The following is a 23,656-nucleotide window of genomic DNA, read 5'->3' on the forward strand; positions in this document are numbered from 1 at the left end:
GCGTCAGGCTGTGCTCGCGCAGGAAGCTCCTCATAGGACCGGGTGCCCTGCGCCAAGCATCAGACATCGAGCAAAGGCACGACTTCCTTGGCCCAGAACTCGAAGAACTCCTGCTGCTGCGGCCCGATCTGCTGCACGTACACCTCGTCGAACCCGGCCTCGGCGAACTCCCTGACCTTCTCCGCGTACTTCTCCGGATCCGGGCCGCACGGGATCGCCTTCGCGATCATCTCGGGCGTGACGAGCTCGGACGCCTGCTCGAAGTGCTTGGGCGTCGGGAGCACCTGGGCCAGCTCGCCGGGCAGGCCGTCGTTGGGCCACAACCGGTGCGCGGTCGCCACCGCGTCCTCTTCGGACGCCGCGTAGCAGACCTTCAGCCCGCTCTGCGCCGGACCGCGGCCGCCCTCGGCGCGGTACTTCTCCACCAGGTCACCGGCCGGGCCGACGCTGACGTAACCGTCGCCGCAGCGGGCCGCGAGCCGGACCGCCTTCGGGCCGAACGCCGAGACGTAGATCGGCACCGGGCGTTCGGGCACGGTGTAGATGCGGGCGTTCTCGACGCTGTAGTACTTGCCGTGGTGGGTGACCTCGTCGCCCTGGTGCAGCGTGCGGATGAGGCCGATCGCCTCCTCCAGCATCTCCAGTCGCACGTCGGCGGACGGCCAGCGGTCGCCCAGCACGTGCTCGTTCAGGGCCTCACCGCTGCCGACGCCGAGCACGAACCTGCCCTCGGTCTGGACGGCCGCGGTGGCGGCGGCCTGCGCGATGACGGCCGGGTGGATGCGGACGGTCGGGCAGGTCACGGCCGTGGTGATCGGCAGCGACACGGTCTCGGACAGCGCGCCGATCGTGCCCCAGACGAACGGCGACTGGCCCTGCTCGTCGTTCCACGGGTGGTAGTGGTCCGAGATCCACAGCGACTCGAAGCCGTGCTGCTCGGCCATCTTCGCGTTCCTGACCAGCTCACGCGGTCCGTGTTCTTCTGAAGAGAGGAAATAGCCCAGTTTCACGGCAGCAACTCCTGGATCTTGGTCTTGAGGCCGCGCGTCATGAGCTCCCAGGCGTCCGGGTCGCCACGCAGCACCGCCTCGGTCATGTCCTTGATCTGTTCGAACGTCGCGTGGGGCGGGATCGGCGGCACGTTCGGATCGCAGCGCACGTCGAGGACGGTCGAGCCGTCGAACGCGAGCGCCGTCTCCCACGCCGTGCCGAGCTGCGCGGGGTCGTTGACCTCGATGCCCTGCAGGCCGATCGACCGTGCGAAGGCGGCGTACGAGATGTCCGGAAGCGTTTGCGACTCCTCGAACTTCGGCGCGCCACCCATCGCCCGCAGCTCCCACGTGACCTGGTTGAGGTCGTTGTTGTGGAACACGCACACGACGCAACGGACGCCGTATCGCCGCAGTGTCAGCAACTCCGCCATGCCGTTCATCTGCATCGCGCCGTCGCCGACCAACGCGATCAACGGCCGGTCCGGCTGCGCGAAGGCGGCACCCAGGGCATACGGGACGGCGCAGCCCATGGTGGCCAGCGTGCCGGACAGGGTGGACCGGACGTTGCCGCGGATCTTGAGCAGCCGCGCGTACCAGTTCGTCGCGGAACCGGAGTCCGCCGTGACGATCGCGTTGTGGGGCAGGCGTTTCGAGAGCTCGGAGACGATCCGCATCGGGTTGACGGGGTCGGCCGGCACCTGTGCCTGCCGTTCGAGGACCTCCCACCAGCGCTCGACGTTCGCCTCGATCGTCTCCCGCCAGGAGCGGTCGGCCTTCTCCTCCAGCATCGGGATCAGCGCGCGCAACGCCTCCCGCGCGTCGCCGACGAGGTTGACCTCCGTCGGGTAGCGCATGCCGATCGCGCGGCCGTCGACGTCGATCTGCACTCCGCGCGCTTTGCCGTACTGCGGCAGGAACTGCGAGTACGGGAAGTTCGACCCGACGATCAGCAACCGGTCGCAGTCCCGCATCATCTCGTAGGACGGTCTGGTGCCGAGCAGCCCGATCGACCCGGTGACGTACGGCAGGTCGTCCGGCAGCACGTCCTTGCCCAGCAACGCCTTCGCGACACCGGCGCCGAGCAGGTCAGCGACGGCGCGCACCTCCTCGGCGGCGTCGCGGGCGCCCTGCCCGATGAGGATCGCGACCTTCTCGCCGCTGTTGAGCACCTCGGCGGCGCGCCGGACGTCGTCGAGGGCCGGCACGACGGACGACACCGGACGGGACGGCGGGCTCGACGGGATGTACTTGAACTCGTGCTTGGGTGCGGCGTACTCCTGCTCCTGCACGTCGTTCGGGATGATCAGCACGGCCGGCGCGCGGTCGGCCGCGGCCGTGCGCATCGCCCGGTCCAGCGCGTTCGGCATCTGCTCGGGCACCGTCACGTCGACCAGGAACGAGGCGACGTCGCGGAACAGCGAGTGCAGGTCGACTTCCTGCTGGTAGCTGCCGCCCATCGCGGTGCGGGCGGTCTGGCCGACGATCGCGACGACCGGCACGTGGTCGAGCTTCGCGTCGTACAGGCCGTTGAGCAGGTGGATCGCGCCGGGACCGCTGGTGGCCAGGCACACGCCGACGTCACCGCTGAACTTCGCGAAGCCGACCGCGGCGAACGCGGCCATCTCCTCGTGACGGGTCTGGATGAACTTCGGGTCGTTGTCCGCCTTGCCGAACGCCGCCACGATCCCGTTGATGCCGTCGCCGGGATACGCGAAAACCTGCTTCACACCCCAGTCGCGCAGGCGTTGGACGACGAAGTCGCCGACGGTCGTCACGAGCTTCCCTCCATCACGTAGACCGTGTAGGCGGAACGGATGATCGGCTGCGCGACGTTGCGGACCCGCACCCCGCCCGGTGTCATGCCCTGCTCGGTGCCGAAGTGCGCGTGGCCGTGCACCGCCAGATCCGTGCCGGTCGCGTCGATGGCCTCGCCGAGCAGGTACGACCCGAGGAACGGGTAGATCTCCGGCGGTTCACCTCGCAACGTGTCCGGCACCGGCGCGTAGTGCGTCAACGCGACCTTGATGTCGGTGTCCAGTTCGGACAGAGCGCCTTCGAGGGTCTTGGCGATGTCGCAGGTGTGCTGGATGAACGCCTTCATCTCGCGCTCACCGAAATTGCTCCCGCACTTGCCCGCGAACCCTCCGCCGAACCCCTTCACGCCCGCGATGCCGATCGAGCAGCCGTTGACCCGATGGGTGAACGTCGTGCCCTCAAGCACGTGGATGCCCTTGTCCTGCAAGGTCTTCGTGACTTCGAGCGGCTTGTCGTCCTGGTGGTCGTGGTTGCCCAGCACGGCGACCACGGGCACCGGCAGGTCCGCGAACTCGTCCGCGACGACCTCGGCCTCGACGACCGTGCCGTGCCGGGTCAGGTCACCGGCCAGCAGGAGGATGTCGGCGTGCTCGCCGACCTTCTCGAGCGCCGGCCGCAGATGCCCGCGCATGTCCTCGCCGAGGTGGATGTCCCCGACCGCAGCGACTCGGATCATCGCAGGTCCTCCTCACCCTCCGGTTCGCCCGCAGGTGTCACGCGCACGTCGTTGTAGATCGTCAGCTCGGGGGCGGCCTCGTGCAGGACCTCCTCCAATGCGGCCCGGCGGTCGGCACACGCCACGTCGCCGGAGAGCATCACGTGATCACCGCGCACGGTGACCCGGACGCCCAGTTCGGCGGTGCGCGGATCCTCGGCCACCGCCCTACGCAGATTTGCCGCCAGGTACTGCTCGGAACTCATGGCCTCTCCCGATGATGTCCAGGCGTTCGATGAGAACCAGGAACGCTTCGGCGTACGGAGAGTGCTTGGTCTCCTCGCGCACCTGTTCCCAGTCGATCTGTTCTCGCAGCGCACGGGCGAACGGCAGCAGCTCGCTGAAGTCGCAGCGGTGCCCGTCCAGCACGAGCAGCTTGCTGCTCAGCACGAACGTCGCCGGCATGACCGGCAGCAGCACCGATCCGACCGGCATGTCCTCTGCCATCGCGAGGATCTCGTCGGTCACCGGCCGTTCGTTGGGCCGGAACAACAGGTCTACCAACGAATCGCCGTCGTACACCTTCAGCAGCCAGTCCTCCGGCGGCTCCGCGCCACGAAGTCCCGCCTCCACCAGCACCCGCACGGCCTCGTTGACGTCCTGCTCCTTCACCAGGAGGTCGACGTCGTGCTCGCTCACCGGCCCTCCTCGCGCATAACCGGCACAACCACCGGTCAGGGCGAACGGGATTTCCGCTCCACGTAAGACCTTGGCGACCTTGGTCAACGTCAGCAGCAGTTCGGCCTGCACGTCGCTCATGCACTCGCGGTTACCCGGCTGATCGCAAGGTGAACCTCAGTCCGTGGCAAGACGCGCGTGGGTCTCGGTGTCGAACCGGACGCCGTCGTAGAACAGCCGGGCCCGCTCCACGCCCTCCACGGCGAAACCCGCCCCCGTCGCGACACGGCAGGAAGCCGGGTTGTCCAGGCGGTGCGCGAGTTCCAGCCGGAACAGGCCGAGCTCGGAGAAGGCGAACTCGCTGACGGCCCGGCAGGCCCTGGTCGCCAGCCCCTTGCCCCGTGCCTCCTCGCGCATCCAGTAGGAGACCCACCCGGTCTGATGACGACGTTCGACGCTGGACACGGCGACGTTGCCCACGGGCACGCCGTCGTGCAGCACGGCGAACGAGTAGCCGGTGTCGTCCTCGCGGCGGGCCATGAGCAGGGTGATCCACTCCTGCGCGGCGGTGAGCGAGTCGATCGGCATGGTGAACTGGCGGTCCATCATCTCCTCGGCCGCCGCGGCCAGGATGACCGGTGCGTCGTCGAGGCTCCAGGGCCGCAGCAGGGTGTCCACCCCTCCACCTTGCGAATTCAGGGGTCCGGCCGCAACTCAGGGGGCACCCCACACGTCAGACGTACAAGGGACAAGAGGAGTGCAGATGGTCATTTTCGGCTGGCGGACGACGATCGAGCAGTTGCGGATGCTGACGCTGGTGTGCGGGCACTGCCACCACCAGGCGGCGCACAACCTGTTCCGGCGCTACACGAAGCCGACCGTCTTCTTCATCCCGCTGTTCACGATCAGCAGCAAGTACGGGCTGCAGTGCACCTTCTGCGGCGTCTCGTACGACATCAGCAAGATGCACGCGCATCAGCTCGTCTGACAGGCAGGGCAGCCAGGCGCGTACTCGTCGGTGGTGACGCGCCCGCACTCCGGGCAGATCAGCTCGAGAAGGCAGGCCGGCTCAGCTTCAGGGACACGACCGAGGTCCACACCCAGCCGATCGTCGCGACCACGTAGAGCAGCACCGTGCCCCCGGGGGTGCCCAGGAACGCCATCGGCACCATCAGGAGCACGCCCGTCAGGCCGCTCATCACCGCCAGCCACCCTCCGAGCGTACGCGCGAACACGAAGCACGCCCCGATCCAGCCGATCATCGCGAGCCCGAACGCGACGGCGTGCAGAGCGCCGTGCCAGGACAGCGCCGCGGGTGGGCCGTCCGGTGCTCCGGCGGGGAAGCCCATGGCCGGATCCGCCACGAACACCCCGCCGAGGACCATCCCGGCCCCCATCAGGCCGATCAGCCGTGCTCCCCAGCGCGTGCGCCTGGCCATGCCCGTCGCCGCGACCAGGAACAGCGCGCCGCAGACGATGAAGTTCGCGATCTGGATCCAGCCCAGCGACCCGAGGCTGAGCATGCTGAACGGGTGCCGCGAGAGGTCGAAGCCCTCTCGGGTGAACGCCTGGGCGTACCCGACGACTAGGTAGAGCGGACCGGCGACGACGCCGCAGGCGATGCGGGACATGCGTTCCTCCTGGAGTTCGGTGTGGCGAGAACGGAATCACCGACAAGTTTTTTTGTCAAGACTAGAGTCACTGTCTTGACGAAGAGAATCGTCGGCGGCAGGATGAGACCATCACGCACCAGGACAGGGAGAACCGATGGGCCACGAGTTCAAGAGCACCGACGAGATCGAGGTGCCGGCGTCCGTCGAGGACGTCTGGACGGCCATCGCCACGGGGCCGGGCATCGACTCGTGGTTCATGGGCCGCAACGAGGTCGCGAACGGCCAGGTCAAGATGGCCTTCGGCGGGTACGAGCCGACGAGCGGGATCACCGCGTCGGAACCGGGGCGCCACTTCGCGTACGACAGCGGCAAGGCGCCCGACGGCCGCTTCATCGCCTACGAGTTCCTCGTCGAGGGCCGCGAGCACGGCAGCACGGTGCTGCGGATGGTCACGAGCGGCTTCCTGCCCGGCGACGACTGGGCCGACGAGTTCGAGGCGATGACCCTGGGTGGCGCGCTGTTCCGGCGCACGCTGCTCGAGTACCTGACGTACTTCCCCGGCCGCACGGCCCGTCCGCTCACGGTCTTCGGGCCGGTGGTCAGCGACTGGGACGAGGCCTGGAGGAAGCTCGACGAGGCGATCGCGGCCAAGCTCCCGGACGCCGTCGAGTTCCACCGCAACGCCCACACCCTCGCGCTGCGCACCGACAGGGCCATGTACCGGTTCATGCGCGGCTTCTTCGGGCCGGTCATCGCCGCCCACCACGTTTTCGCGGGCGCCGAGTCCGAGCAGGACTGGCAGGACTTCCTCGACACCACCCTGGGAGAGCAGAAATGACGCGCTTCACGACTTCCGCCGACGGCACCGAGGTCGCCTACTCGATCACCGGTTCCGGCCCCGCGCTGATCATCGTGGACGGCGCGATGTGCCACCGCATGTTCGGCCCGACGACCGAGCTCGCGTCGGTGCTGGACAAGAACTTCACCGTCCACACCTACGACCGCCGCGGCCGCGGCGAGACCGGTGACGGCGCGACGCCGTGGTCGCTGGAGCGCGAGGTCGAGGACATCGACGCCGTGATCAAGGAGGCCGGCGGCAGCGCGTTCGTCTTCGGCGTGTCCTCGGGTGCGGTTCTCGCTCTCGAAGCGGCCTCACGGCTGCCGGGCATCTCACGGCTCGCGATCTACGAGGTGCCGTTCGTCGTGGACGACACCTACAAGCCGCGTCCGGCGGACATCGTGCGGCAGATGAACGACATGCTGGCGCGCGGTGACCGCTCGGGCATGCTCACGACGTTCATGAAGATGGTGGGCGTGCCCGGCTTCGGCCTCGCGATCATGAAGCTGACCCCGATGTGGAAGAAGCTCAAGCCGGTCGCGCACACGCTGCCGTGGGATCTCATGATCCTGGGCGACGACGGCCGCGGCTCGAAGCTCCCGACGGACCGCTGGAACGTCAAGGTGCCGACGCTCGCGATGGACGGCGGCAAGAGCCCCGAGTACCTCCGCAACGCCATGAAGAACGTCTCGGAGGTGCTCGGGGCGGACGCGGAGCACCGAACGCTGCCCGGTCAGACGCACATGTACAAGCCGTCGGTCATGGCGCCGGAGCTGGTGGAGTTCTTCTCGCGGGCCCAGCGCACCGCGGGTCCCATCGCGTAACCGGCCACGACGAAGAGCCCGCCGACCGCGAGCCACCCGAGTGCTCCCCAGCCGAGCACGACGGTGGTGAGCAGGGCGGGGCCCACCATGCGCGCGACGGCCGTTCCGGTCGCGAAGAAGCCCTGGTACTGGCCCTGCCGGTCGGCGGGCGCGAGGGAGAAGCTGATCTCCCACGCCCCGGACGCGAGCATCATCTCGCCGAGCACCTGCACCGCGGCGGCCGCGATCAGCAGCGCCGCCACGGGCCAGGCGCCGAAGCTGAACGCCGTGGCCGCGAAGACCACGCAGGACGCGAACATGATCAGCCCCGAGTGCTTCACCAGCTTCGAGGCCGCGTGGAGACCGGTGGCGCGCTTGGCGATCCGGACCTGGAAGAGCACGACGGCCGCGGTGTTGAGCACCAGCAACGCGGCCGCGAGCCACGTCGGCGCCTCGGTGCGCTGCACGATCCACAGCGGGATGATCAGGCTCAGCAGCGGCATGTAGAGCAGCATCACGGCGTTGATCAGCGTGATCAGCGCGTACGGGCGGTCCTTCAGGACGTCGAACTTGCCCTTCGCCCTGGCCATCACGGTCTCCGGCAACGTGCTCAGCACGGCTGCGGCGACGAGGAACGCGACCACGTCGAGCACGAACACGGCCGTATAGGCGATCTCGGTACCGAGGTGCAGTGCGAACCCGCCCGCCGCCGCGCCGATCGCGATGCCCGCGTTGGCCGTGGACTGAATGCGCGCACGTGCCCGTGTGCGTTCATCTGGCGTGGTGAGGCCTGCGAGGAGTGCCTGCCTGGACGCCTGCAGGCCGCTCTGGAAGCTCGCGTACAGGCACATGACCAGCACGAACGCGGCGAAGTTCCGGCTGAGGAGCAGGATCGCGATGCTCGCGGCGGTGGCGAGGGCCAGCACGACGGCGGTGGTGCGCGGGCCCAGGCGGTCGGCGAGGTGTCCGAGCGCGACGCCGGCGACGGCTCCGACGCCCCACGCGAGGGTCAGCGCGAGGCCGACCCGCGCCGCGCTCAGGCCGACGACCTGCGTGAAGTAGAGGGCGGAGACGACGAGGAACCCGCCGTCCCCGATCGAGTTCGTCAGCTGCGCGTACGCGAGTCGCCTGGTCATGCCCTAGACGGTAGGGCGGCTATTGGCCCTAGTCGTGGGACAAGGACACGCTTCGTTTCTGGGCCAATTTGTTCCCAGTCCAGTGGATCGCGTAGGCCAGCACGCCGAAGACCACCGCGACGAACACACAGGTCAGGAGCACCGTGCCGTAGCCGTTCTGACGCGGATCCATGAACGGGTAGGGGTACCAGCCTGCGACCGGGCCCCTGACCAGCGTGTACACCAGGTAGGCGAGCGGGAACGAGAGCCAGGTCCACCACCGCCTGGTCCTCTCGGGCGCGAGCAGCCACTCCACGACGACGAGGATCGGCACGACGGTGTGCAGCACCCAGTTCGCGTACGCGGGTGTCTGCACGTCGATGCCTCGCAGCAACAGCCAGTACACGATGCCCGTCGTGGCCATGTAGAGCACGGCGGCACCCCTGAGCTGCGCGGACACCGGCTGGAACACACCCAGCAACGCCACCACCGCCGCGAAGACGTTCGAGAGCACGGTGAAGTAGCTGAAGTGGTTGGACGGGCGGAAGCTCTCACCCAGCACCACGACGAGGTAGATCTCTGCCGAAAGAACCAGCAGGAACACGGCCATCCGGAGCAGCTTGATCACTGCCGCATTAGAACCCGGTTTCGTCAGGGGTGCATCCGGGCGCCCTTGAAGATCTTGTCGACCGCGTTCTTCTGGCCGTGGACCGCGATCCCGACCAGGTCGAGGTCCTGGGTGTGCACCTTGCGGACGGCGGCCCTGTTGTCGTCGTCGTTGCCGGTGGCGAACAGGTCCGCGGTGAAGATGCTCATGGGCTGCTTGCGGTTGAGGGCGCGTTCGTGGGCTTTCTTGAGCAGGTCCTGGTCGCCCTGCAGGACCACGACGGGCTGGCCGAACATGGACAGGTAGTGCACGTCGTCGGCGTCGACGTAGGGCGCGCCGCGCAGCGTTTCGGGCAGCCCGCTGACGAGGAAGGCGGTGACGTTCAGCGCCTGCCATCCGGCCAGGTCGTCCCGCAGCAGCACAGCGATCTTGGTGTCGAACATGGACACAACGATCGCGGGCGTCCGCGTGTGCCGTCTTGTACGTTTCTGACATGAGCGTCACGGCCTGGAAACTGCGTTCGGAACGAGTAACCAGTACAGATGGGGCTTGAACAGAGCTCGGCCTGGCGGCCGGCCATCGAGGGCGTGAGAGAGGTCTTCCACGCCTCCTTCACCACGCACGTCTACCCCGCGCACACGCACGACGCGTGGACGTTGATGGTGCTCGACACGGGTGCCGTGCGGTACGAACTGGACCGCCATGAGCACGGCGCGCTCGTGGACGGCGTCACGCTGTTGCCGCCGCACGTGCCGCACGACGGCCGTTCCGCGCATCCGACCGGGTTCCACAAGCGCGTGCTGTACCTGGACGACTCGGTGCTGCCGGCCGATCTCGTCGGCAAGGCCGTCGACACGCCGATGCTGCCCGATCCGCTGCTGCGACAACGGGTCCACCAGCTGCACCTGACGCTGGACGAGCCGTTCGAGGCGGCGAGCAGGCTGGCGTTGATCACCGAACGCCTCACGCACCACTTCGCGGGCACCGCACCCGTCGTGCACGCGGACCCGACGCTCGCCGACCGGTTGCGGCAGCTGCTGGACGCATCCCTCCCGGACGGGATGACCCTGAACGCGGCCGCGCGGGAGTTGCAGACCAGCCCGACGCACCTGGTCCGGGCGTTCAGCCGCCGGTTCGGGTTGCCGCCGCACAAGTACCTGACCGGCCGCCGGGTGGATCTCGCCCGCGGTCACCTGGTCGAGGGGCGGTCGGCTGCGGAGGCGGCGGTGCTGGCCGGGTTCCACGACCAGTCGCACCTGACGCGCCACTTCCGCCGTGTCCTGGGTACGAGTCCCGGGCGCTTCGTACGCTGACACCGTGCACATCGGCATACTCGGGCCAGTTGAAGCGCACTCCCCCGACGGCAAGATCGCGGTAGGTGGCCCACGGCCGCGCACTCTGCTGGCACTGCTGGCGATCCGGGTGGGCGAGATCGTCCCGCTCGACCGCCTGGTCGACGAGCTCTACGGCTCCGAGCCGCCGTCGGACGCCGCGAACGCCCTGCAGGGCCAGGTCTCGCGCCTGCGCCGGGCACTCGGGAACGCGTCGCTGGTCGAGTTCCACCCGGCCGGCTACCGCCTGGCGCTGCCCGTCTCCCAGGTCGACGCGCACCGGTTCGTCTCGCTGGCGGCGGACGGCCGGCAGGCGTTGGAGCAGGGCGATCCGCAGGCGGCGGAACCCCTTTTGGCAGAAGCACTTCAGCTCTGGCGCGGCCCCGCGCTGGCCGACGTCGCCCTGGCCGGGCACGCGACCCGCCTGGAAGAGCAACGTTCCGCGGCAGCGGGTTCACTGGTCGCGGCACGGATCCGGCTCGGCAAGGCCGACGTGGCCGAGGTCCAGGACCTGGTGCGGCAGAACCCGTTGGACGAACGCCTGCGCGGCTACCTGATGCAGGCGCTGAACCAGCAGGGCCGCCAGGCCGAGGCGTTGCAGGCGTTCGAGGACGCGCGCGCCCTGCTGGCCGACGAACTGGGCACCGACCCGTCACCCGAACTGCGTGCCGTACACCTGCAGGTGCTGCGCGGCCAGACCCACCGCGAGCCGCCGGCCCAGCTCACCACTTTCGTCGGCAGGCAGGAAGAACTCTCGCGGATCGCCTCGCTCTCCGCCCGGCTCATCACCCTCACCGGTCCCGGTGGCGCGGGCAAGACCAGGCTCGCGTTGCAGGCCGCCGGTCCCTGCGCGATCTTCGTGGACCTGGCACCGGCCAAGGACGTCGCGGCGGCGACGCTGCAGGCGTTGGGGCTCAAGGAGACCGTGCTGGAGCCGGAGGACCGCCTGACGCTGGCACTGCGTGAACGCGACACGTTGCTGGTCCTGGACAACTGCGAGCACCTGATCGTCCAGGCCGCGCAGCTGGCCCAGCACCTGCTCAGCACGTGCCCGTCCGTGCGCATCCTCGCCACCAGCCGGGAGGCGCTCGGCATCACCGGCGAGACGCTGTGCCCGGTGCCGCCGCTCGACTCCGAGCAGAGCGTGGCCCTGTTCGCCGACCGCGCCCGGCTGGTCAACCCCGCGTTCGTGCGCGACCGGCACACCGTCGACATCTGCCGGGAGCTGGACGGCCTGCCGCTGGCGATCGAGCTGGCCGCGGCGCGCACCCGCACGTTGACGACCGAGGAGATCGCCGCCCGCCTGAACGACCGCTTCCGCCTGCTCACCAAGGGAAACCGCGCCGCCGCGCCCCGCCACCAGACGCTGCGGGCCGTCGTGGAGTGGAGCTGGGACCTGCTGACGGAGGACGAACGCGACCTGGCCGCGTGCCTCGCGACGTTCAGCGGCGGGGCGAGCCTGGAGGCCGTCGAGGAGGTCTGCCGGCACGACGTCGAGACGCTGGAAGCGTTGGTGGACAAGTCCTTGGTGGAAGCCGGCGACGGCCGCTACCGGATGTTGGAGACCATCCGCGAGTTCTGCGCTCAGCACAGGCGCGTCGACGCCGAGCACGCCGCGTACTTCCAGGAGCTGGCCCGCCGCGCGGATCCCGAGCTGCGCCGGCGTGACCAGGTGCGGTGGTTCACCAGGCTGACCGCCGAGCACGCGAACCTATTGCAGGCACTGGAATGGACCACCTCGTTCGCGCCCGAGCAGGCGTTGCGGCTCGTCAGCGACCTGGCCTGGTACTGGTACCTGAAGGGCAGCCGCACGGAGGTCCGGGGCGCGGCCCGCCGGCTGCTGGACCGGGTGCCCGAACAGTCCACAGAGGAATACACGGTCCTGCTCGCCCTGGCCGAACCCGAGCGCGTCCAGGAGAAGCTCCTGGAGTTGCGCGGCCCGATCAAGCAACCGTTCGTGCTCATCGCCTGGGCCATGCTCAGCGGCCCGCCCGACCCGTCCGCGCCGCGCACCGCGTTGCAGGACGAGGTCGAGAACAGCGAGGACCCGTGGATCCAGGGCCTGATCGGCTTCAGCAACGCCTACACCACCTGGGCCGCCAGCGGCGACCGCGTCGTCGCGATCCAGCAGTCCCGCGAAGCCCTGCGGCGGTTCCAGGACCTGGGCGAACGCTGGGGATCGGCGCAGGTCCTGGACGTGCTGGCCACCATGACCGAGGACCCGGCCGAAGCTCTCGCGCTGACCGACCAGGCACTGCGGGCCGTCGCCGAACTGGGCGCCGTGGAGGAGCTGGCAGAGCTGCGGGGCCGGCGCGCGGACCGGTTGCTCGACATCGACCAGGACCAGGCCGAGCGCGACTACCTCGAGGCGCTGGAGATGGCGGCACGGGCGGGGCTGGCCGCCACACGGGCGCTCGCCGGCGCGGGACTGGCCAAGATCGCCCAGCGCCGGGGAGATCCGGCGCGGGCCGAGGAGCTCCTGCTGGCAGCCCAGCAGGAGCTCGGGTTCGGGTGGATGCACACAGCGGCCGAGCAGCAGGTGGACGAGGCGCTCAGCGAACTGTGGCGTACTCGGGGAGCGTGATCGCGGTGGCGGCCCGCAGATCCATCCGCGCGAACATCGGCATCTTGGGCAGCAACCCGAACATCCGGTCCCGCACCCACATCCCGAGCCTGCTGCCGGGTGCGAGGAACGGCCCCGGGTTGCCCTGGCTGCCGCGGGCGTAGGGCCCGATCCGCGCCTCGTACCGGGCGAAGGCGTCGCCTCCCGCCGCCATCTCCCCCGCCAGGACGTAGGCCGAGACGACCGCGAGCCCGGTTCCCATGCCGCCCAGCGTGGAGCCGTACCCGGCGTCGCCGATCAGCGTGACCCGCCCGGAGCTCACCGCGGGCATCCGCACCTGGCTGATCGAGTCGAAGTAGACGCCCCGCGCCACCACCTCGTCCGGCATCAGCTCGGGAGGGACCGGCGACTTGTACAACAGCCACCCCGGCGAGGTCAGCACGCCCGGTGAGCAGGTCAGGTCCCGGTCGTCGCCCTCCGCGTCCCAGATCGCGAAGTAGTAGCCCTGGAACTTCGGCCGGTACTCGGGGAAGACCAGCCGCCGCACGCCGGACCGCATCCCGTCCGCGCCGATCACGAAGTCGAACCGCCGTGACGTCCCGTGCGCGAACGTGACGTCCACGCCGGCGCCGTCGTCGTGCAGCGCCGTGATCCAGTCGCCGAACACGTACTCCACGTCGGAAGCGGTCAGCTCGTACAGCAGGCGGGACAGGTCACCGCGGAGGATCTCCACGTCCCCGGCGGTGAACGACGCGGGCAGCCGTGCCCGCTCGCGTCCGTCGACGCCCCGGAACACCATGTCCCGAGGCGTGGTCTGAGCGGCCAGCACGGCGTCGAGCACACCCATCCGCCTGAGCACGGACAGGTGCGCCTCGCCGCGGAAGTCCACGGCCTGGCCGCCGTCACGCAGCGACGGCGCCCGTTCCACCACCACCGGGGAGAAGCCGAACCGCGTCAGCCAGTGCGCGAGAGCGGGCCCGGCGATTCCCGCTCCCGAGATCAGTACGTCCATGCACGGGATGCAACGCCGGGCCGCTGACCGAACGCTGGCGAAGCGCTGACCTACGCTCCGCCGATGATCTTCAGCATCTGCGAGATCTGGCCCTGCCGGGTGTTGACCACCCGTTCCGCGTAGGCCGTCGTCTCGGGGTTCATGCCGTCTTTCTTCTCCGTGAGCGCCATTTCCACACCGGCGCCCTGGTGCCCGGTCATCAGGTTGAGGAAGAGCTGGTCGAACTCGGTTCCGCTCTTCTCCTTGGTCTCGTCGATGACCTTGTCGTCGAGCAGCGGCTGACCGCCGTGGGCGGTGTGCAGGTTGGCACCGTCACCCTCGGGCTTGCCCCAGAGCTTCAGCCACGACTTGAGCATCGTGAGCTCCTCGCGCTGGGTCACGTCGATCGCGCCCGCGAGGTCCTTCGCCTCCTGCGTGGTCGCCTTCGCCAGGCCGACCTGCGAGAGGCTGATGCCGAGTTGCAGGTGGTCCACCATCATCTGCACGAACATCACGTCCGCGTCGTTGAACCTCGCACTGGCGGCAGGAACGGGTGGTGCGGCGGAGCTCGCGCCGTGCCCGTGGGCTCCTTGGCCCTCCGGAACGACCGCTTCTCCGCCGCACCCCGCCAGCGCCAGGACCGCGACCGCGATCACCAGGCGCTTCATCAGGTCAGACCTTCTCCCACAGTGCCGCCACGTTCGGCGGTTCCCAGCCGTTCAGCGACGTGTGCGCCTGACGGCAGCGGTAGGTCGAACCGCCGTAGGTGACGGTCTGACCGGTCGCGTACGACGTGTTCGCCGCCCACGTGCCACCGGCAGGCGGGGGCGTCGTGGTGCTGGAGGACGTGGTCGTCGTCGGAGGAGGAGTGGTGGTCGTGGTGGTGGGCGGCGGAGTCGTGCCTCCACCACCGTTGATGTTGAGGTCGATGCACGAGTAGAACGCGTTGACCGTGTCAGCGATGTTCCAGATCGCGTACAGCTTCTGGCGGCCGGAGAACCCGCCGAGGTTGATCGTGTGCGTGGTCGGGTTGTTCGGCTGCTGGTTGTTGCCGGCGACGTAACCGACGCGCGTGCCACCGATGAAGTACTCGTAGTCGCGCGTGGAGTGCCGGGCGGTGAAGGTCCAGGTCAGCGACAGGGTCTGACCGGTGTTGGTGACCTTCCAGGGCAGCGAGTCGTTGTCGAGCGGCGCGAACGGACCGTTCGCACCGCTGCAGTTCTTCAGACCCTTGGGGCCCTCGGCACTCTGCGGCTCGTACTTCGCCTGGCCGCACAGGTCGACGGAGACGTCTCCCCTGGCACACTGCGCCGAACGACTGGCCGGCGACGACACGTAGCCGTGCGCGCTCGCCGAACCGACCGGCGTGATCAGGACGATGGCAGGGACAGCGGCCATGACGAGCGCCGCTTTGCGCATGAGTTTCATACTTCCGAACTCCTTGGATCGTTCCCAAACGGGTTGACCCGTAAGCAGGGGGCGGGAACCGGGAGCGCTCTAGATCGCTCGCCGATCCAGTTTCGGTCTGTGGTCTAGACCATAAACCGGGATTTGGAAAACGGTCAAGCGATCACCGGATGCGAACCGAAAACTGGTGCGTGCCAACAAGTTCACGCTGACTGACAACGTTTACTCCACCATTCGGTCCACCGGATCGGGACCAGGCGGCCCATTGGTACGAACCCCGCGCACTGGGTACCCCCGTGCCATGCGCGAATTCGACGAGCCCAGCAGGGCAGCCGGCCCCGGCGTTGTCACCGACGGCCCCGCGGGCGCCCCCACGGTCCTCGTGATCGATCCAGCGGGAGAAGCCGTCCACAACGAGATTCCGGCGACCTGGCGGCCACTGACGGAGCACCTGCGGATCGTGTGGCTGCGAGCTCCCGCCGCACCGACCTGGAAGTCCACAGTGGACACCGTGTTGACCAGGCACCGCGACGACACGCGCACCGTGCTCGACGTCGTCACCAGCGGCCCGCTCGCCGCCGACGTCCTGGACCTCGTGGGTTCTCACCAGGACCTCGTGCGCTCAGTCCTGCTGGTCGACCCCGAGGTCGCCGTGGACGTGCCGTTCGCCCACGTCATCCACCACACCAACGACACCCCGGCGCCGCTCCCGCTGGGCCACCCGGACGTGGTCCAGGGCGTGCTCGCGGCACTCGACCTGCACCGAACCACTTAGGTTCCGAAACTTTCACTGAACCGGACACTTCGGCCACCCGTATCCCTCGTCAGGGAACCGCGAGACGGGAGGCTTCATGCGAGCGCGTCTGCTCATCATCGTGCTAGGGCTGGTTGCGCTGACGGGCTGTTCAACGGTCGGCGGCGGCTCGGGCGAACCGGCGGCCAACGAAGCGGACGCAACGTTCTCGTTGCAGATGATCCCGCACCACCACCAGACGATCGAGATCGCCAAGGTCGCCATGCAGAAGTCCAAGGACGACTTCGTGGTCAACGTGGCGGACAAGATCGCCAACGCCGAGACCGGCGAGATCGAGCAGATGTCCACCTACCTGCGCAGCTGGAACATCCAGGTGCCGGGCAACGACGCCAACGCCACGCACAAGATGGCGGGCATGATGACCGTCAAGGACGTCGAGGCACTCAAGGCCGCCACCGGCAAGCAGTACGACGACCTCTTCCTCGCGACCCTTTCCCGCCACCTCCGCAGTGGCGTGGACATGGCGAAGACCGCACAGGCCAAGGGCGAGCACATCGGCTCGAAGGCGCTGGCCGGGAAGATCATCGTGTCGCAGACCGAGGTGCTGGACCAGATCGCCGCCAAGCAGAAGTCCTGACACCGCACCAGGACCAGCACGCCACACACACGTCCGCAGCCGTGAAGGCAGTGGGCGTGTCGGCGTATCCGCTGCAGCCCGTGGCAAGGGCGCCCCAATAGCCTCCCCGGCATGTACCCACAGGTGGAGCCCTACGCCCAAGGCCTGCTCGACGTAGGAGACGGCCAGCAAATCCACTGGGAGGCCAGCGGCAACCCCAACGGCAAACCGGCGTGCGTCTTCCACGGTGGCCCGGGGTCAGGCTCACACCCGAGATGGCGCGAGGACTTCGACCCAGATCACTGGAACCTCATCCTCTGGGACCAGCGCGGCAGCGGCAGGAGCACCCCGTCGGCCGCGGACCCGGCGACCAGCATGGAACACAACACCACCCAGCACCTGATCGACGACGCCGAGAAGCTCCGCGAGCACCTCGAAATCGACAAGTGGCTGCTGGCCGGCGGTTCCTGGGGCTCCACCCTCATCCTCGCCTACGCCATCCAGCACCCCACCCGTGTCAGCGAGATCATCATCCCCGCGGTCACCACCAGCCGCCCCGAGGAGCACGCGTGGATCACCCGCGGCCTCGGCATGTTCTTCCCGGACCACTTCGACGCCTTCCTCGACGGCGTCCCGGAGGAGGACCGCGACGGCAACCTGGCCCTGGCCTACAACAAGCTCCTCAACTCACCGGACCCGGCGGTCAGGGACAAGGCGGCCTGGGACTGGAGCAAGTGGGACCTGGCCACGATCACGGGTGGCGACAACGACTTCGAAGGCACGAGGTACGCCGACCCCGTCACGCGTTACCGGCTCGCGCGGACCGTCACCCACTACTGGGGCAACGAGGCGTTCCTGGAGCCCGGCCACATCTTCGACAACCTCGACAGGCTCCAGGGCATCCCCGGTGTGCTCATCCACGGCCGCCACGACTTCGGCGGTCCGTTGTACACGGCGTGGGAGGTGGCGAAGCGGTGGCCCGACGCCGAATTGGTCATCCTGAACGACGCCGGGCACGTCATCATGGAGGGCAACAGCATGGACGAGGCCGTCACCGCCGCCATCCACAGGTTCCGCTAGGGCGCGGCGGGTCCGGACCGGTAGAGGTCCTCGCCGGCCCACCGGATCCGGTCCTGGAAACCGAAGCCGGGCGCGGCGACGAAGTTCGCCGCGTCGTCCACCGATCCCGAGCCGTCGTACCTCGCGCGCAACGGGTACGGGAACACCGGGCGGGTGCGCACGACGTTGCCGTCCTGATCACGGCCCTTCGCGATGATCCGGGACGGCGCCTGGCCTCCCTCGACCCACGACACGAGCGCGCGGAACGGGTCGAAGTCGGTCAGGGTGTCGCCGCCGGCGCAGTGCCACATCGACGGCACGACGAAAAGCCTTGCCCAGGACGGGGTCTTGCCACCGGTGAGGCGCTGCCAGTAGTCGAGCGTGCCCTCGGACGGGATGCCCTGGTCGCCCGCGCCGTGCCAGATGATCAGCTTGCCGCCGGCCCGCTGGAACGCGCGCAGGTCCAGCGAGAGCGAGTTCGCCTTCACGGTTTCGGGGACCAGGCGCCGGAACTCGCGAACGGTGAACTCGAAGGACTCCAGTGACGAGTGCGGTGTGCCGATCGGGTGGACGAGGTGCTTGAGGCCGTTGTCGGCGAGTTCGGGGGCGATGCCCCTGCCCAGTCCGGGAGTCGGGTTGAGCCAGAACGTCCACGAGATCTCGGAACCGTAGGGCTGGCCGCCGGGGTAGAGCCGCACGCCGCCGTCGGACGGGCCGGCGTAGAGGCGGCGGACGCGGGCGATCTCGTCGTCGGTGAGCCGGCCCGTCAACGAACTCGGATCGAACTCGCACAGACGCGGATCGTCGATCTGGCCGTCGACGAGGCCGTCCAGGCCGTCGCACGCCTCCATCACCGCGTTGTGCAGCAGGACGATCTTGTCGTTCGGGATGGTGTTGCGCGCGATCCACGCCTGGTAGCCGATCAGCGCGGTGTAGTAGGCGCCCGGCGCGGCCGCGATGATGCCGTCGAAGTCGCGCGGGTAGCGCTGGGCCAGGAGCAGGCCCTCGCGGCCGCCGTTGGAGCAGCCGCTGAAGTACGACTTCGACGGCGCCTTGCCGTAGAAGACCGAGATGATGTGCCTCGACACCTTCGACAACGCGTGGGGCGCGCGGAAGAAGTAGTCGTCGCGGGCCTTCTGGTCGGAAGCGGCCCACGTCGTGTCGAACGGGTTCTCCGGCGGGGCCTGGTGTCCGTCGTCGGTCGCGGCCACCGCGGCGTCACCGAAGGCGGGGCCGCAGCCGGACGGGAAGGCCGGATCGTCGATGACTCCGCAGAATCCGCCACAACCGTACTGGACGTAGCGGCCCTGGTAGCCGCGCATCGGCAGCTTCAGCTGGAAGCCGATACCCGGTTCGATCATGCCGCGCACGTCGCAGAACTCCCTGGCACCGGTGACGACCACGGCCGACGTGACACGCGTGCGGGCGTCCGGCACGTCGAACGAACGCACCAGATCGGCGCACGAACGCGCGGGAGCAGTGGCGGCGACGGGAGCGGCCCCCGCCGCCACCGTTCCCAGGACAGTGAGTGATAACAACGACTTGCGGAACATGAAGCGTCCTTCCCCCTGTGCCGGACGTACGGGGGGAGTGTTCCAGCTAACTGACGTGCACGCGTGGCCTTCGGGTCGGATCCGACTCAGCCGAGCGGATGATTTCGCGTACGACCGGAGGCGTGTCGCCGCGACCCAGGATCAGGTAGCGGAAGAGGTGCGCCAGCGGGTTCCCCTCCGACCACTCGAAGTGCGCGTGCGGGATCACGCCGGTCGAGTCGCGCAACGCCAGCAGGATCGCCGCGATCGCGTTCGGCGAGGCGGGAGCGGAGGCACGCAGGACGCGGTGGCCGTCCACCTCGACGCCGGACACGCACAGGACGTTGCTGAACGCCGACGGGTCCACGATGTCGATCTCCAGGAAGATCACGTCCGCGGATCCCGGCACCGGGTTCATGCCGCGCTGCTCGGCCTCCTTCTCGTCGTACTCCGCCTTGTCGCCGACCTGGCGGCGGTTCGCGATCAACGTGATCAGGCCGTCGTTCGCGATCGTGTCGGTGATGAACCGGCGGGCCTGCTCGTCGAACTTGATCCTGTCGACGCGCAGTTCGGTCGTGCGCGAGATGCGCGACACCAGGGAGATCACCACGATGCCGATGATGAAGCCGATCGAGATCGTGATGCCGTCCGGCTTCTCGATCACGTTCTCCACCAGCGCGTACAGCAGCACCAGCGTCAGCACGGTGAACCCGATCCCCGCGCCGCGCTGCCTCTTGCGCCACGCGGACACCGTCACCGCGAACGACCCGGACACCATCATCGCCAGGATCCCGGTGGCGTAGGCGCCGGCCTGCGCGTTCACGTCGGCGTTGAAGATGATCGTGATGATGATGCAGATGACCGTGTAGACGATCACGACGGGACGGACGGCCCGGCCCCATTCCGGCGCCATGCCATAAGACGGCAGATAGCGCGGCACGATGTTGATGAGGCCGGCCATCGCCGAGGCACCGGCGAACCACAGGATCAGGATGCTGCTGATGTCGTAGACCGTGCCGAACACCTCACCGAGCAGTTCGTGCGCGAGATAGGCCAGCGCACGACCGTTCGCGGGGCCGCCGGGCGCGAACTTGTCCTGCGGCACCAGCACGGTGGTGATGAACGACGTCGCGACCAGGTACACCGACATGATCAGCGCGGCGGTCGTCAGCAGCTTGCGGGTGTTGCGCACCCGGCTGTCGAGGCGCTTCTCCGGCGTCTCACCGGACGCCGCGACCAGCGGCATCATGCTCACACCGGTCTCGAAGCCGGACAAACCGAGCACCAGCAACGGGAACGCCAGGATCGCCGGGCCGATGACACCGAAGAACCCGTCGCCGTGCGAGCCCAGCGCCGACACCCAGCGGTCGAGCGCGTCCGGCGTCGCGAAGACGTCCACGAGCCCCACCACGGCCACGACGGCGTTCAACGCGAGGAACACCACCACCAGCGGGATCGCGACCCCCACGGCCTCGCTGAAGCCCATCAGGAACACGCCGCCGAGGATCACCAGCAGCACGATCGTCAGCAGGAGCTCGGTGCCGTGCAACGACTCCGGCACGTACGGGTTCTCCAGCGCGTGCACCGAGGCGTCGGCGGCGGACAGCGTGATCGTGATGATCCACGACGTCGCCACGAACCCCAGCAAGACCAGCACGAAGATCTTGCCGCGCCAGAACGGCAGCAGGTCCTCCAGCATCGCCACGGAGCCCTGGCCGTTCGGGCTCTCCCGAGCCACCCGCCGGTACATCGGCAGCATGCCGAACAGCGTCAGCGCCACGATGAGCAGCGTCGCCAGCGGGGACAACGCGCCGGCTGCCAGAGCGGCGATGCCGGGCAGGTACGACAGGGTGGAGAAGTAGTCGACGCCGGTGAGCGTCATGACCTTCCACCACGGGTGCGGCTTGGCGTGCGACTCGGGGCTCTCGGGACCCGAGGGCGCCACCCGGTCGGCGAGCAACCACCTGCCCAGCGGTCCGCCGGGAGGAGCCGGCCGTTCCGGACTCGGTACCTCGGCGGGGATGGCGAACTCCGTGCTCATGGCGCAGAGCATGCCACCGTCAGCTGATCACGGCCGGAACTCGGCCGGGAAACCAGCCTCCTGAACGGACAATCCGGACGGACGCAGCGTTCCGATGCTGCCCTGCGTGTGCAGATCGAGAAAAAGGTCCACAACGTCCGGATCGAACTGCTGCCCGCGACCCGACCAGAGTTCGCGCCTTGCACGGCTTTCGTCCAGTGCCGTCTGATGTGGACGATTCGACCTCATCGCGGCCCACGCCACGCACACGGACAGGATCCTGGCTTCCGCACGGATGTCGGCGCCACGCAGGCCGTCCGGATAGCCGGCGCCGTCGTAGCGTTCGTGCTGCTGCCTGATGACGTGCGCCACACCCGCGAACCCCGGCACCATCCGCGCGAGCCGGTAGCCGAAGTCGGGGTGCTGGCGCAGCAGCCGCCATTCCTCTTCGGACAACGCGCCGGGCTTGGTGAGCACGACCTCGGGGATGATGACCTTGCCGATGTCGTGCAGGCGCCCGGCGAGCTGGGTGACCCTGATCGTGGGCGCGTCGAGGCCGAACTCCCCCGCGGCCACACCGGCCCAGCGCGACACCGACCGGCTGTGGTCGTAGCGGTGCAGCCAGCCGTCCACCCGGTCCGCGACCTGGCAGAGGAACTCCGCCATCGCGCCGTCGGTGTCCGGGTCGACCGCGGGCAGCGGCTCCGGACCGACCGCGATCCTGTTGCGCCCGGCCGCTTTCGCCGCGTACAGGGCCCGGTCCGCGATCACCACGATGTCGTCGGGACCGTCGCCGTGCGTCGGGAAGCTCGCCGAACCGACCGACACCGTGACGAACAACGGGATGTCGTCGTTGCCCGCGTTCACCGGGATCGGCTTCTCCGCAACGCGTTCGCGCAACCGGTTCGCGATCACGGACAACCGGCCGGGGCCGGCGTCCGGCACCAGCAGCGCGAACTCCTCGCCACCGTAGCGGGCGAGCACCTCACCGGCCCTGGACGCCGCGCGCAGCCGTGCCGCGACCTCCATCAGCACGTCGTCGCCTGCGGGGTGGCCGTAGTTGTCGTTGATGGACTTGAAGCGGTCGACGTCGATGATGAACACCGCGACCGACCCGTCGCCCCGCCGGGCGCGGGAGATCTCCAGCGGCAGCTGGGCCTCGAAGAACCTGCGGGTGTGCAGCCCGGTGAGGCTGTCGGTGATCGCGAGCTTGCGCTGGTCCGCGACCAGCCCCGCGAGGCGCGCGATGATCAGCAGCGACAGCAGCCCGCTGCCGGCGGCGATCACCAGCACGTCCTGCGACGACTGGCCCACGTCGTGCACCAGCATCAGGACCGGGGCGGCGAGGGCGGCCGAGCACAGCGCGATGAGCCGGCCGCGGCTCAGCCCGACGTCCTTGACGTGCGCGCGGTCCACGAGCCGCGCCATCGTCGGGTGCAGCGCCGCCGCGCCGATGCACAGGTTCGCCGACAGCCAGATGGCGTCGAGGAAGTTGCCCGCGTGGTAGCTGCCGTCGAGGCGCTGCAGCACGTAGATCGTGTCCGCCGTCAGGATGCCCAGCAGGTTGCACGTCAGCAGGACGAACGCGCGCGGCCGGGGGCCCGCACCGAAGATGAGCCGCAGCGCCACCACGAACAGCGCCAGGTCCATCATCGGGTAGCCGAGCGACGCGATCTTCACCAGGACCGGCGAGGTGAGGCGGGCCTGCGGGCCGATCATGTAGAGCCAGGACGCCATGCCCGCGACGACCGCGAGCACCGCGGCGTCGAGCAGGCTCGGCAGGTCGAGGCCCGGCGTTCGGCGGCGGATCAGCAGGATCACACCCGCGACCATCAACGGGTAATGGCCGAGGTAGAAGATGTCCGCGTACGAGGGGTAAACCGTGTACTCGAAGATGTAGTGCGATGCGTAGAACGTCAGGTCGGCGATCGCGTAAACGACCTGGCTGAGTGCGAGGAACACCCATGGCCGCCTCCATTGGGGGCGGTTGCGCTTGACACCCGCGAATGTCGCGATGGCGGCCGAAGCGCTGATCGTGCAGTAGAGCACCACCCGTACCGTTTGACCCGTTGTTCCCGCGGGACTCACCGGGATCAGGTAGTAGACGCCCAGCAGCAGGTGACCCGCCACCAGGTACATCCACCAGGCCCCGGTGTGGCCGGTACGGAAGATGGTCACACGAGACCCCTCGTTCTACGACATCGGTCGAGCCAGGTGATGATGCCCGACTTGGGATGATCGCGGCACCGTCGTTACTCCAATGAGGT

General features: G+C 68.7%; 24 protein-coding genes. 8 read left to right on the forward strand and 16 right to left on the reverse strand.

From position 1 onward, the window contains the following. Nucleotides 1-59 precede the first annotated feature (59 nt). The 6 genes from DFR72_RS08000 to DFR72_RS08025 are packed head-to-tail and all read right to left on the reverse strand — an operon-like array spanning nt 60 to nt 4,818. Nucleotides 60-1,010, reverse strand: a complete 951-nt coding sequence (locus tag DFR72_RS08000; RefSeq protein WP_090066702.1) for a TIGR03557 family F420-dependent LLM class oxidoreductase — start codon at nt 1,008-1,010, stop codon at nt 60-62. Further along, a complete protein-coding gene (locus DFR72_RS08005; RefSeq protein WP_090066703.1) occupies nt 1,007-2,767 on the reverse strand; it encodes a thiamine pyrophosphate-requiring protein in 1,761 nt (586 codons plus the stop codon). Before DFR72_RS08005 ends, DFR72_RS08000 begins: the two co-directional genes overlap by 4 nt. After that, nucleotides 2,764-3,483, reverse strand: coding sequence for a metallophosphoesterase family protein (locus tag DFR72_RS08010; RefSeq protein ID WP_090066704.1), 720 nt, complete (start codon nt 3,481-3,483; stop codon nt 2,764-2,766). The genes DFR72_RS08005 and DFR72_RS08010 overlap by 4 nt, the downstream gene beginning before the upstream one ends. Continuing rightward, the gene (locus DFR72_RS08015) at nt 3,480-3,728 is read right to left on the reverse strand and encodes a BON domain-containing protein (RefSeq protein WP_090066705.1); all 249 of its coding nucleotides are present in this window, start codon (nt 3,726-3,728) and stop codon (nt 3,480-3,482) included. Before DFR72_RS08015 ends, DFR72_RS08010 begins: the two co-directional genes overlap by 4 nt. Further along, nucleotides 3,691-4,281: a nucleotidyltransferase family protein gene (locus tag DFR72_RS08020; protein WP_090066706.1), complete on the reverse strand. Its 591-nt coding sequence runs from the start codon at nt 4,279-4,281 to the stop codon at nt 3,691-3,693. The genes DFR72_RS08015 and DFR72_RS08020 overlap by 38 nt, the downstream gene beginning before the upstream one ends. 36 nt (nt 4,282-4,317) lie before the next feature. Further along, nucleotides 4,318-4,818 (reverse strand): GNAT family N-acetyltransferase, encoded by a 501-nt coding sequence (locus DFR72_RS08025; RefSeq protein WP_211335356.1) that lies wholly within the window; start codon nt 4,816-4,818, stop codon nt 4,318-4,320. 85 nt (nt 4,819-4,903) lie between these two features. Here DFR72_RS08025 and DFR72_RS08030 point away from each other — a divergent pair, with 85 nt between their 5' ends. Beyond that, nucleotides 4,904-5,128: a zinc-ribbon domain-containing protein gene (locus DFR72_RS08030; protein WP_090066790.1), complete on the forward strand. Its 225-nt coding sequence runs from the start codon at nt 4,904-4,906 to the stop codon at nt 5,126-5,128. A 58-nt stretch (nt 5,129-5,186) separates the two neighbouring features. Here the strand turns inward: DFR72_RS08030 and DFR72_RS08035 are convergent, their stop codons facing one another. Next, nucleotides 5,187-5,771 (reverse strand): DUF998 domain-containing protein, encoded by a 585-nt coding sequence (locus DFR72_RS08035; RefSeq protein WP_090066708.1) that lies wholly within the window; start codon nt 5,769-5,771, stop codon nt 5,187-5,189. 136 nt (nt 5,772-5,907) lie between these two features. Here DFR72_RS08035 and DFR72_RS08040 point away from each other — a divergent pair, with 136 nt between their 5' ends. Next, a complete protein-coding gene (locus tag DFR72_RS08040) occupies nt 5,908-6,591 on the forward strand; it encodes an SRPBCC family protein (protein WP_090066709.1) in 684 nt (227 codons plus the stop codon). Beyond that, complete coding sequence (locus tag DFR72_RS08045) at nt 6,588-7,415, forward strand: alpha/beta fold hydrolase (RefSeq protein WP_090066710.1); 828 nt, start codon at nt 6,588-6,590, stop codon at nt 7,413-7,415. The genes DFR72_RS08040 and DFR72_RS08045 overlap by 4 nt, the downstream gene beginning before the upstream one ends. On the opposite strand, the gene DFR72_RS08050 is transcribed toward DFR72_RS08045, so the two are convergent. From DFR72_RS08050 to DFR72_RS08060, 3 genes are read right to left on the reverse strand one after another with little or no spacing between them, the layout of a single operon-like run. Next, nucleotides 7,325-8,530, reverse strand: coding sequence for an MFS transporter (locus DFR72_RS08050; RefSeq protein WP_090066711.1), 1,206 nt, complete (start codon nt 8,528-8,530; stop codon nt 7,325-7,327). The two genes, DFR72_RS08045 and DFR72_RS08050, sit on opposite strands and share 91 nt — an antisense overlap. Nucleotides 8,531-8,558: 28 nt before the next feature. Next, nucleotides 8,559-9,137 (reverse strand): Pr6Pr family membrane protein, encoded by a 579-nt coding sequence (locus DFR72_RS08055; protein WP_090066712.1) that lies wholly within the window; start codon nt 9,135-9,137, stop codon nt 8,559-8,561. Between the two features lie 23 nt (nt 9,138-9,160). After that, a complete protein-coding gene (locus DFR72_RS08060; protein ID WP_090066713.1) occupies nt 9,161-9,559 on the reverse strand; it encodes a DUF2000 domain-containing protein in 399 nt (132 codons plus the stop codon). A gap of 99 nt (nt 9,560-9,658) precedes the next feature. On the opposite strand from DFR72_RS08060, the gene DFR72_RS08065 reads away from it, so the two are divergent. Next, entirely contained in the window at nt 9,659-10,429 is a 771-nt protein-coding gene (locus tag DFR72_RS08065) for an AraC family transcriptional regulator (protein ID WP_090066714.1), read from the forward strand. Between the two features lie 4 nt (nt 10,430-10,433). Next, on the forward strand, nt 10,434-13,031 hold the full coding sequence (locus DFR72_RS08070) for an ATP-binding protein (protein WP_170176175.1): 2,598 nt from the start codon (nt 10,434-10,436) through the stop codon (nt 13,029-13,031). On the opposite strand, the gene DFR72_RS08075 is transcribed toward DFR72_RS08070, so the two are convergent. The 3 genes from DFR72_RS08075 to DFR72_RS08085 are packed head-to-tail and all read right to left on the reverse strand — an operon-like array spanning nt 13,000 to nt 15,429. After that, nucleotides 13,000-14,022, reverse strand: a complete 1,023-nt coding sequence (locus DFR72_RS08075) for an FAD-dependent monooxygenase (protein ID WP_090066716.1) — start codon at nt 14,020-14,022, stop codon at nt 13,000-13,002. The genes DFR72_RS08070 and DFR72_RS08075 overlap by 32 nt on opposite strands. Before the next feature lie 50 nt (nt 14,023-14,072). Further along, nucleotides 14,073-14,669, reverse strand: coding sequence for a DUF305 domain-containing protein (locus DFR72_RS08080; protein WP_090066717.1), 597 nt, complete (start codon nt 14,667-14,669; stop codon nt 14,073-14,075). 4 nt (nt 14,670-14,673) lie between these two features. Further along, nucleotides 14,674-15,429, reverse strand: a complete 756-nt coding sequence (locus DFR72_RS08085) for a lytic polysaccharide monooxygenase (protein WP_090066718.1) — start codon at nt 15,427-15,429, stop codon at nt 14,674-14,676. Nucleotides 15,430-15,709: 280 nt separating this feature from the next. Here DFR72_RS08085 and DFR72_RS08090 point away from each other — a divergent pair, with 280 nt between their 5' ends. From DFR72_RS08090 to pip, 3 genes are all read left to right on the forward strand, one after another. Then, nucleotides 15,710-16,183: a hypothetical protein gene (locus tag DFR72_RS08090; RefSeq protein ID WP_090066719.1), complete on the forward strand. Its 474-nt coding sequence runs from the start codon at nt 15,710-15,712 to the stop codon at nt 16,181-16,183. Nucleotides 16,184-16,259: 76 nt separating this feature from the next. After that, nucleotides 16,260-16,799 (forward strand): DUF305 domain-containing protein, encoded by a 540-nt coding sequence (locus DFR72_RS08095; protein ID WP_090066720.1) that lies wholly within the window; start codon nt 16,260-16,262, stop codon nt 16,797-16,799. Between the two features lie 111 nt (nt 16,800-16,910). Then, nucleotides 16,911-17,858: a prolyl aminopeptidase gene (gene pip / locus DFR72_RS08100; protein ID WP_090066721.1), complete on the forward strand. Its 948-nt coding sequence runs from the start codon at nt 16,911-16,913 to the stop codon at nt 17,856-17,858. Here the strand turns inward: pip and DFR72_RS08105 are convergent. The 3 genes from DFR72_RS08105 to DFR72_RS08115 are packed head-to-tail and all read right to left on the reverse strand — an operon-like array spanning nt 17,855 to nt 23,567. After that, on the reverse strand, nt 17,855-19,390 hold the full coding sequence (locus DFR72_RS08105; protein WP_090066722.1) for a tannase/feruloyl esterase family alpha/beta hydrolase: 1,536 nt from the start codon (nt 19,388-19,390) through the stop codon (nt 17,855-17,857). The two genes, pip and DFR72_RS08105, sit on opposite strands and share 4 nt — an antisense overlap. Before the next feature lie 46 nt (nt 19,391-19,436). Next, nucleotides 19,437-21,410, reverse strand: coding sequence for an APC family permease (locus tag DFR72_RS08110; RefSeq protein WP_090066723.1), 1,974 nt, complete (start codon nt 21,408-21,410; stop codon nt 19,437-19,439). 27 nt (nt 21,411-21,437) lie between these two features. After that, the gene (locus tag DFR72_RS08115; RefSeq protein WP_245982641.1) at nt 21,438-23,567 is read right to left on the reverse strand and encodes a bifunctional diguanylate cyclase/phosphohydrolase; all 2,130 of its coding nucleotides are present in this window, start codon (nt 23,565-23,567) and stop codon (nt 21,438-21,440) included. Between the last annotated feature and the right edge of the window lie 89 nt (nt 23,568-23,656).

The organism is Lentzea flaviverrucosa (assembly GCF_003350445.1).
Lineage (GTDB): Bacteria > Actinomycetota > Actinomycetes > Mycobacteriales > Pseudonocardiaceae > Lentzea > Lentzea californiensis.

Coding starts and splice junctions, on each gene's coding strand:
- DFR72_RS08010 (WP_090066704.1), bottom strand. CDS start 3,483: ATGATCCGAGTCGCTGCGGTCGGGGACATCCACCTCGGCGAGGACATG.
- DFR72_RS08015 (WP_090066705.1), bottom strand. CDS start 3,728: ATGAGTTCCGAGCAGTACCTGGCGGCAAATCTGCGTAGGGCGGTGGCC.
- DFR72_RS08020 (WP_090066706.1), bottom strand. CDS start 4,281: ATGAGCGACGTGCAGGCCGAACTGCTGCTGACGTTGACCAAGGTCGCC.
- DFR72_RS08030 (WP_090066790.1), top strand. CDS start 4,904: ATGGTCATTTTCGGCTGGCGGACGACGATCGAGCAGTTGCGGATGCTG.
- DFR72_RS08035 (WP_090066708.1), bottom strand. CDS start 5,771: ATGTCCCGCATCGCCTGCGGCGTCGTCGCCGGTCCGCTCTACCTAGTC.
- DFR72_RS08040 (WP_090066709.1), top strand. CDS start 5,908: ATGGGCCACGAGTTCAAGAGCACCGACGAGATCGAGGTGCCGGCGTCC.
- DFR72_RS08045 (WP_090066710.1), top strand. CDS start 6,588: ATGACGCGCTTCACGACTTCCGCCGACGGCACCGAGGTCGCCTACTCG.
- DFR72_RS08050 (WP_090066711.1), bottom strand. CDS start 8,530: ATGACCAGGCGACTCGCGTACGCGCAGCTGACGAACTCGATCGGGGAC.
- DFR72_RS08060 (WP_090066713.1), bottom strand. CDS start 9,559: ATGTTCGACACCAAGATCGCTGTGCTGCTGCGGGACGACCTGGCCGGA.
- DFR72_RS08065 (WP_090066714.1), top strand. CDS start 9,659: ATGGGGCTTGAACAGAGCTCGGCCTGGCGGCCGGCCATCGAGGGCGTG.
- DFR72_RS08075 (WP_090066716.1), bottom strand. CDS start 14,022: ATGGACGTACTGATCTCGGGAGCGGGAATCGCCGGGCCCGCTCTCGCG.
- DFR72_RS08080 (WP_090066717.1), bottom strand. CDS start 14,669: ATGAAGCGCCTGGTGATCGCGGTCGCGGTCCTGGCGCTGGCGGGGTGC.
- DFR72_RS08085 (WP_090066718.1), bottom strand. CDS start 15,429: ATGAAACTCATGCGCAAAGCGGCGCTCGTCATGGCCGCTGTCCCTGCC.
- DFR72_RS08090 (WP_090066719.1), top strand. CDS start 15,710: ATGCGCGAATTCGACGAGCCCAGCAGGGCAGCCGGCCCCGGCGTTGTC.
- DFR72_RS08095 (WP_090066720.1), top strand. CDS start 16,260: ATGCGAGCGCGTCTGCTCATCATCGTGCTAGGGCTGGTTGCGCTGACG.
- pip (WP_090066721.1), top strand. CDS start 16,911: ATGTACCCACAGGTGGAGCCCTACGCCCAAGGCCTGCTCGACGTAGGA.
- DFR72_RS08105 (WP_090066722.1), bottom strand. CDS start 19,390: ATGTTCCGCAAGTCGTTGTTATCACTCACTGTCCTGGGAACGGTGGCG.
- DFR72_RS08110 (WP_090066723.1), bottom strand. CDS start 21,410: ATGAGCACGGAGTTCGCCATCCCCGCCGAGGTACCGAGTCCGGAACGG.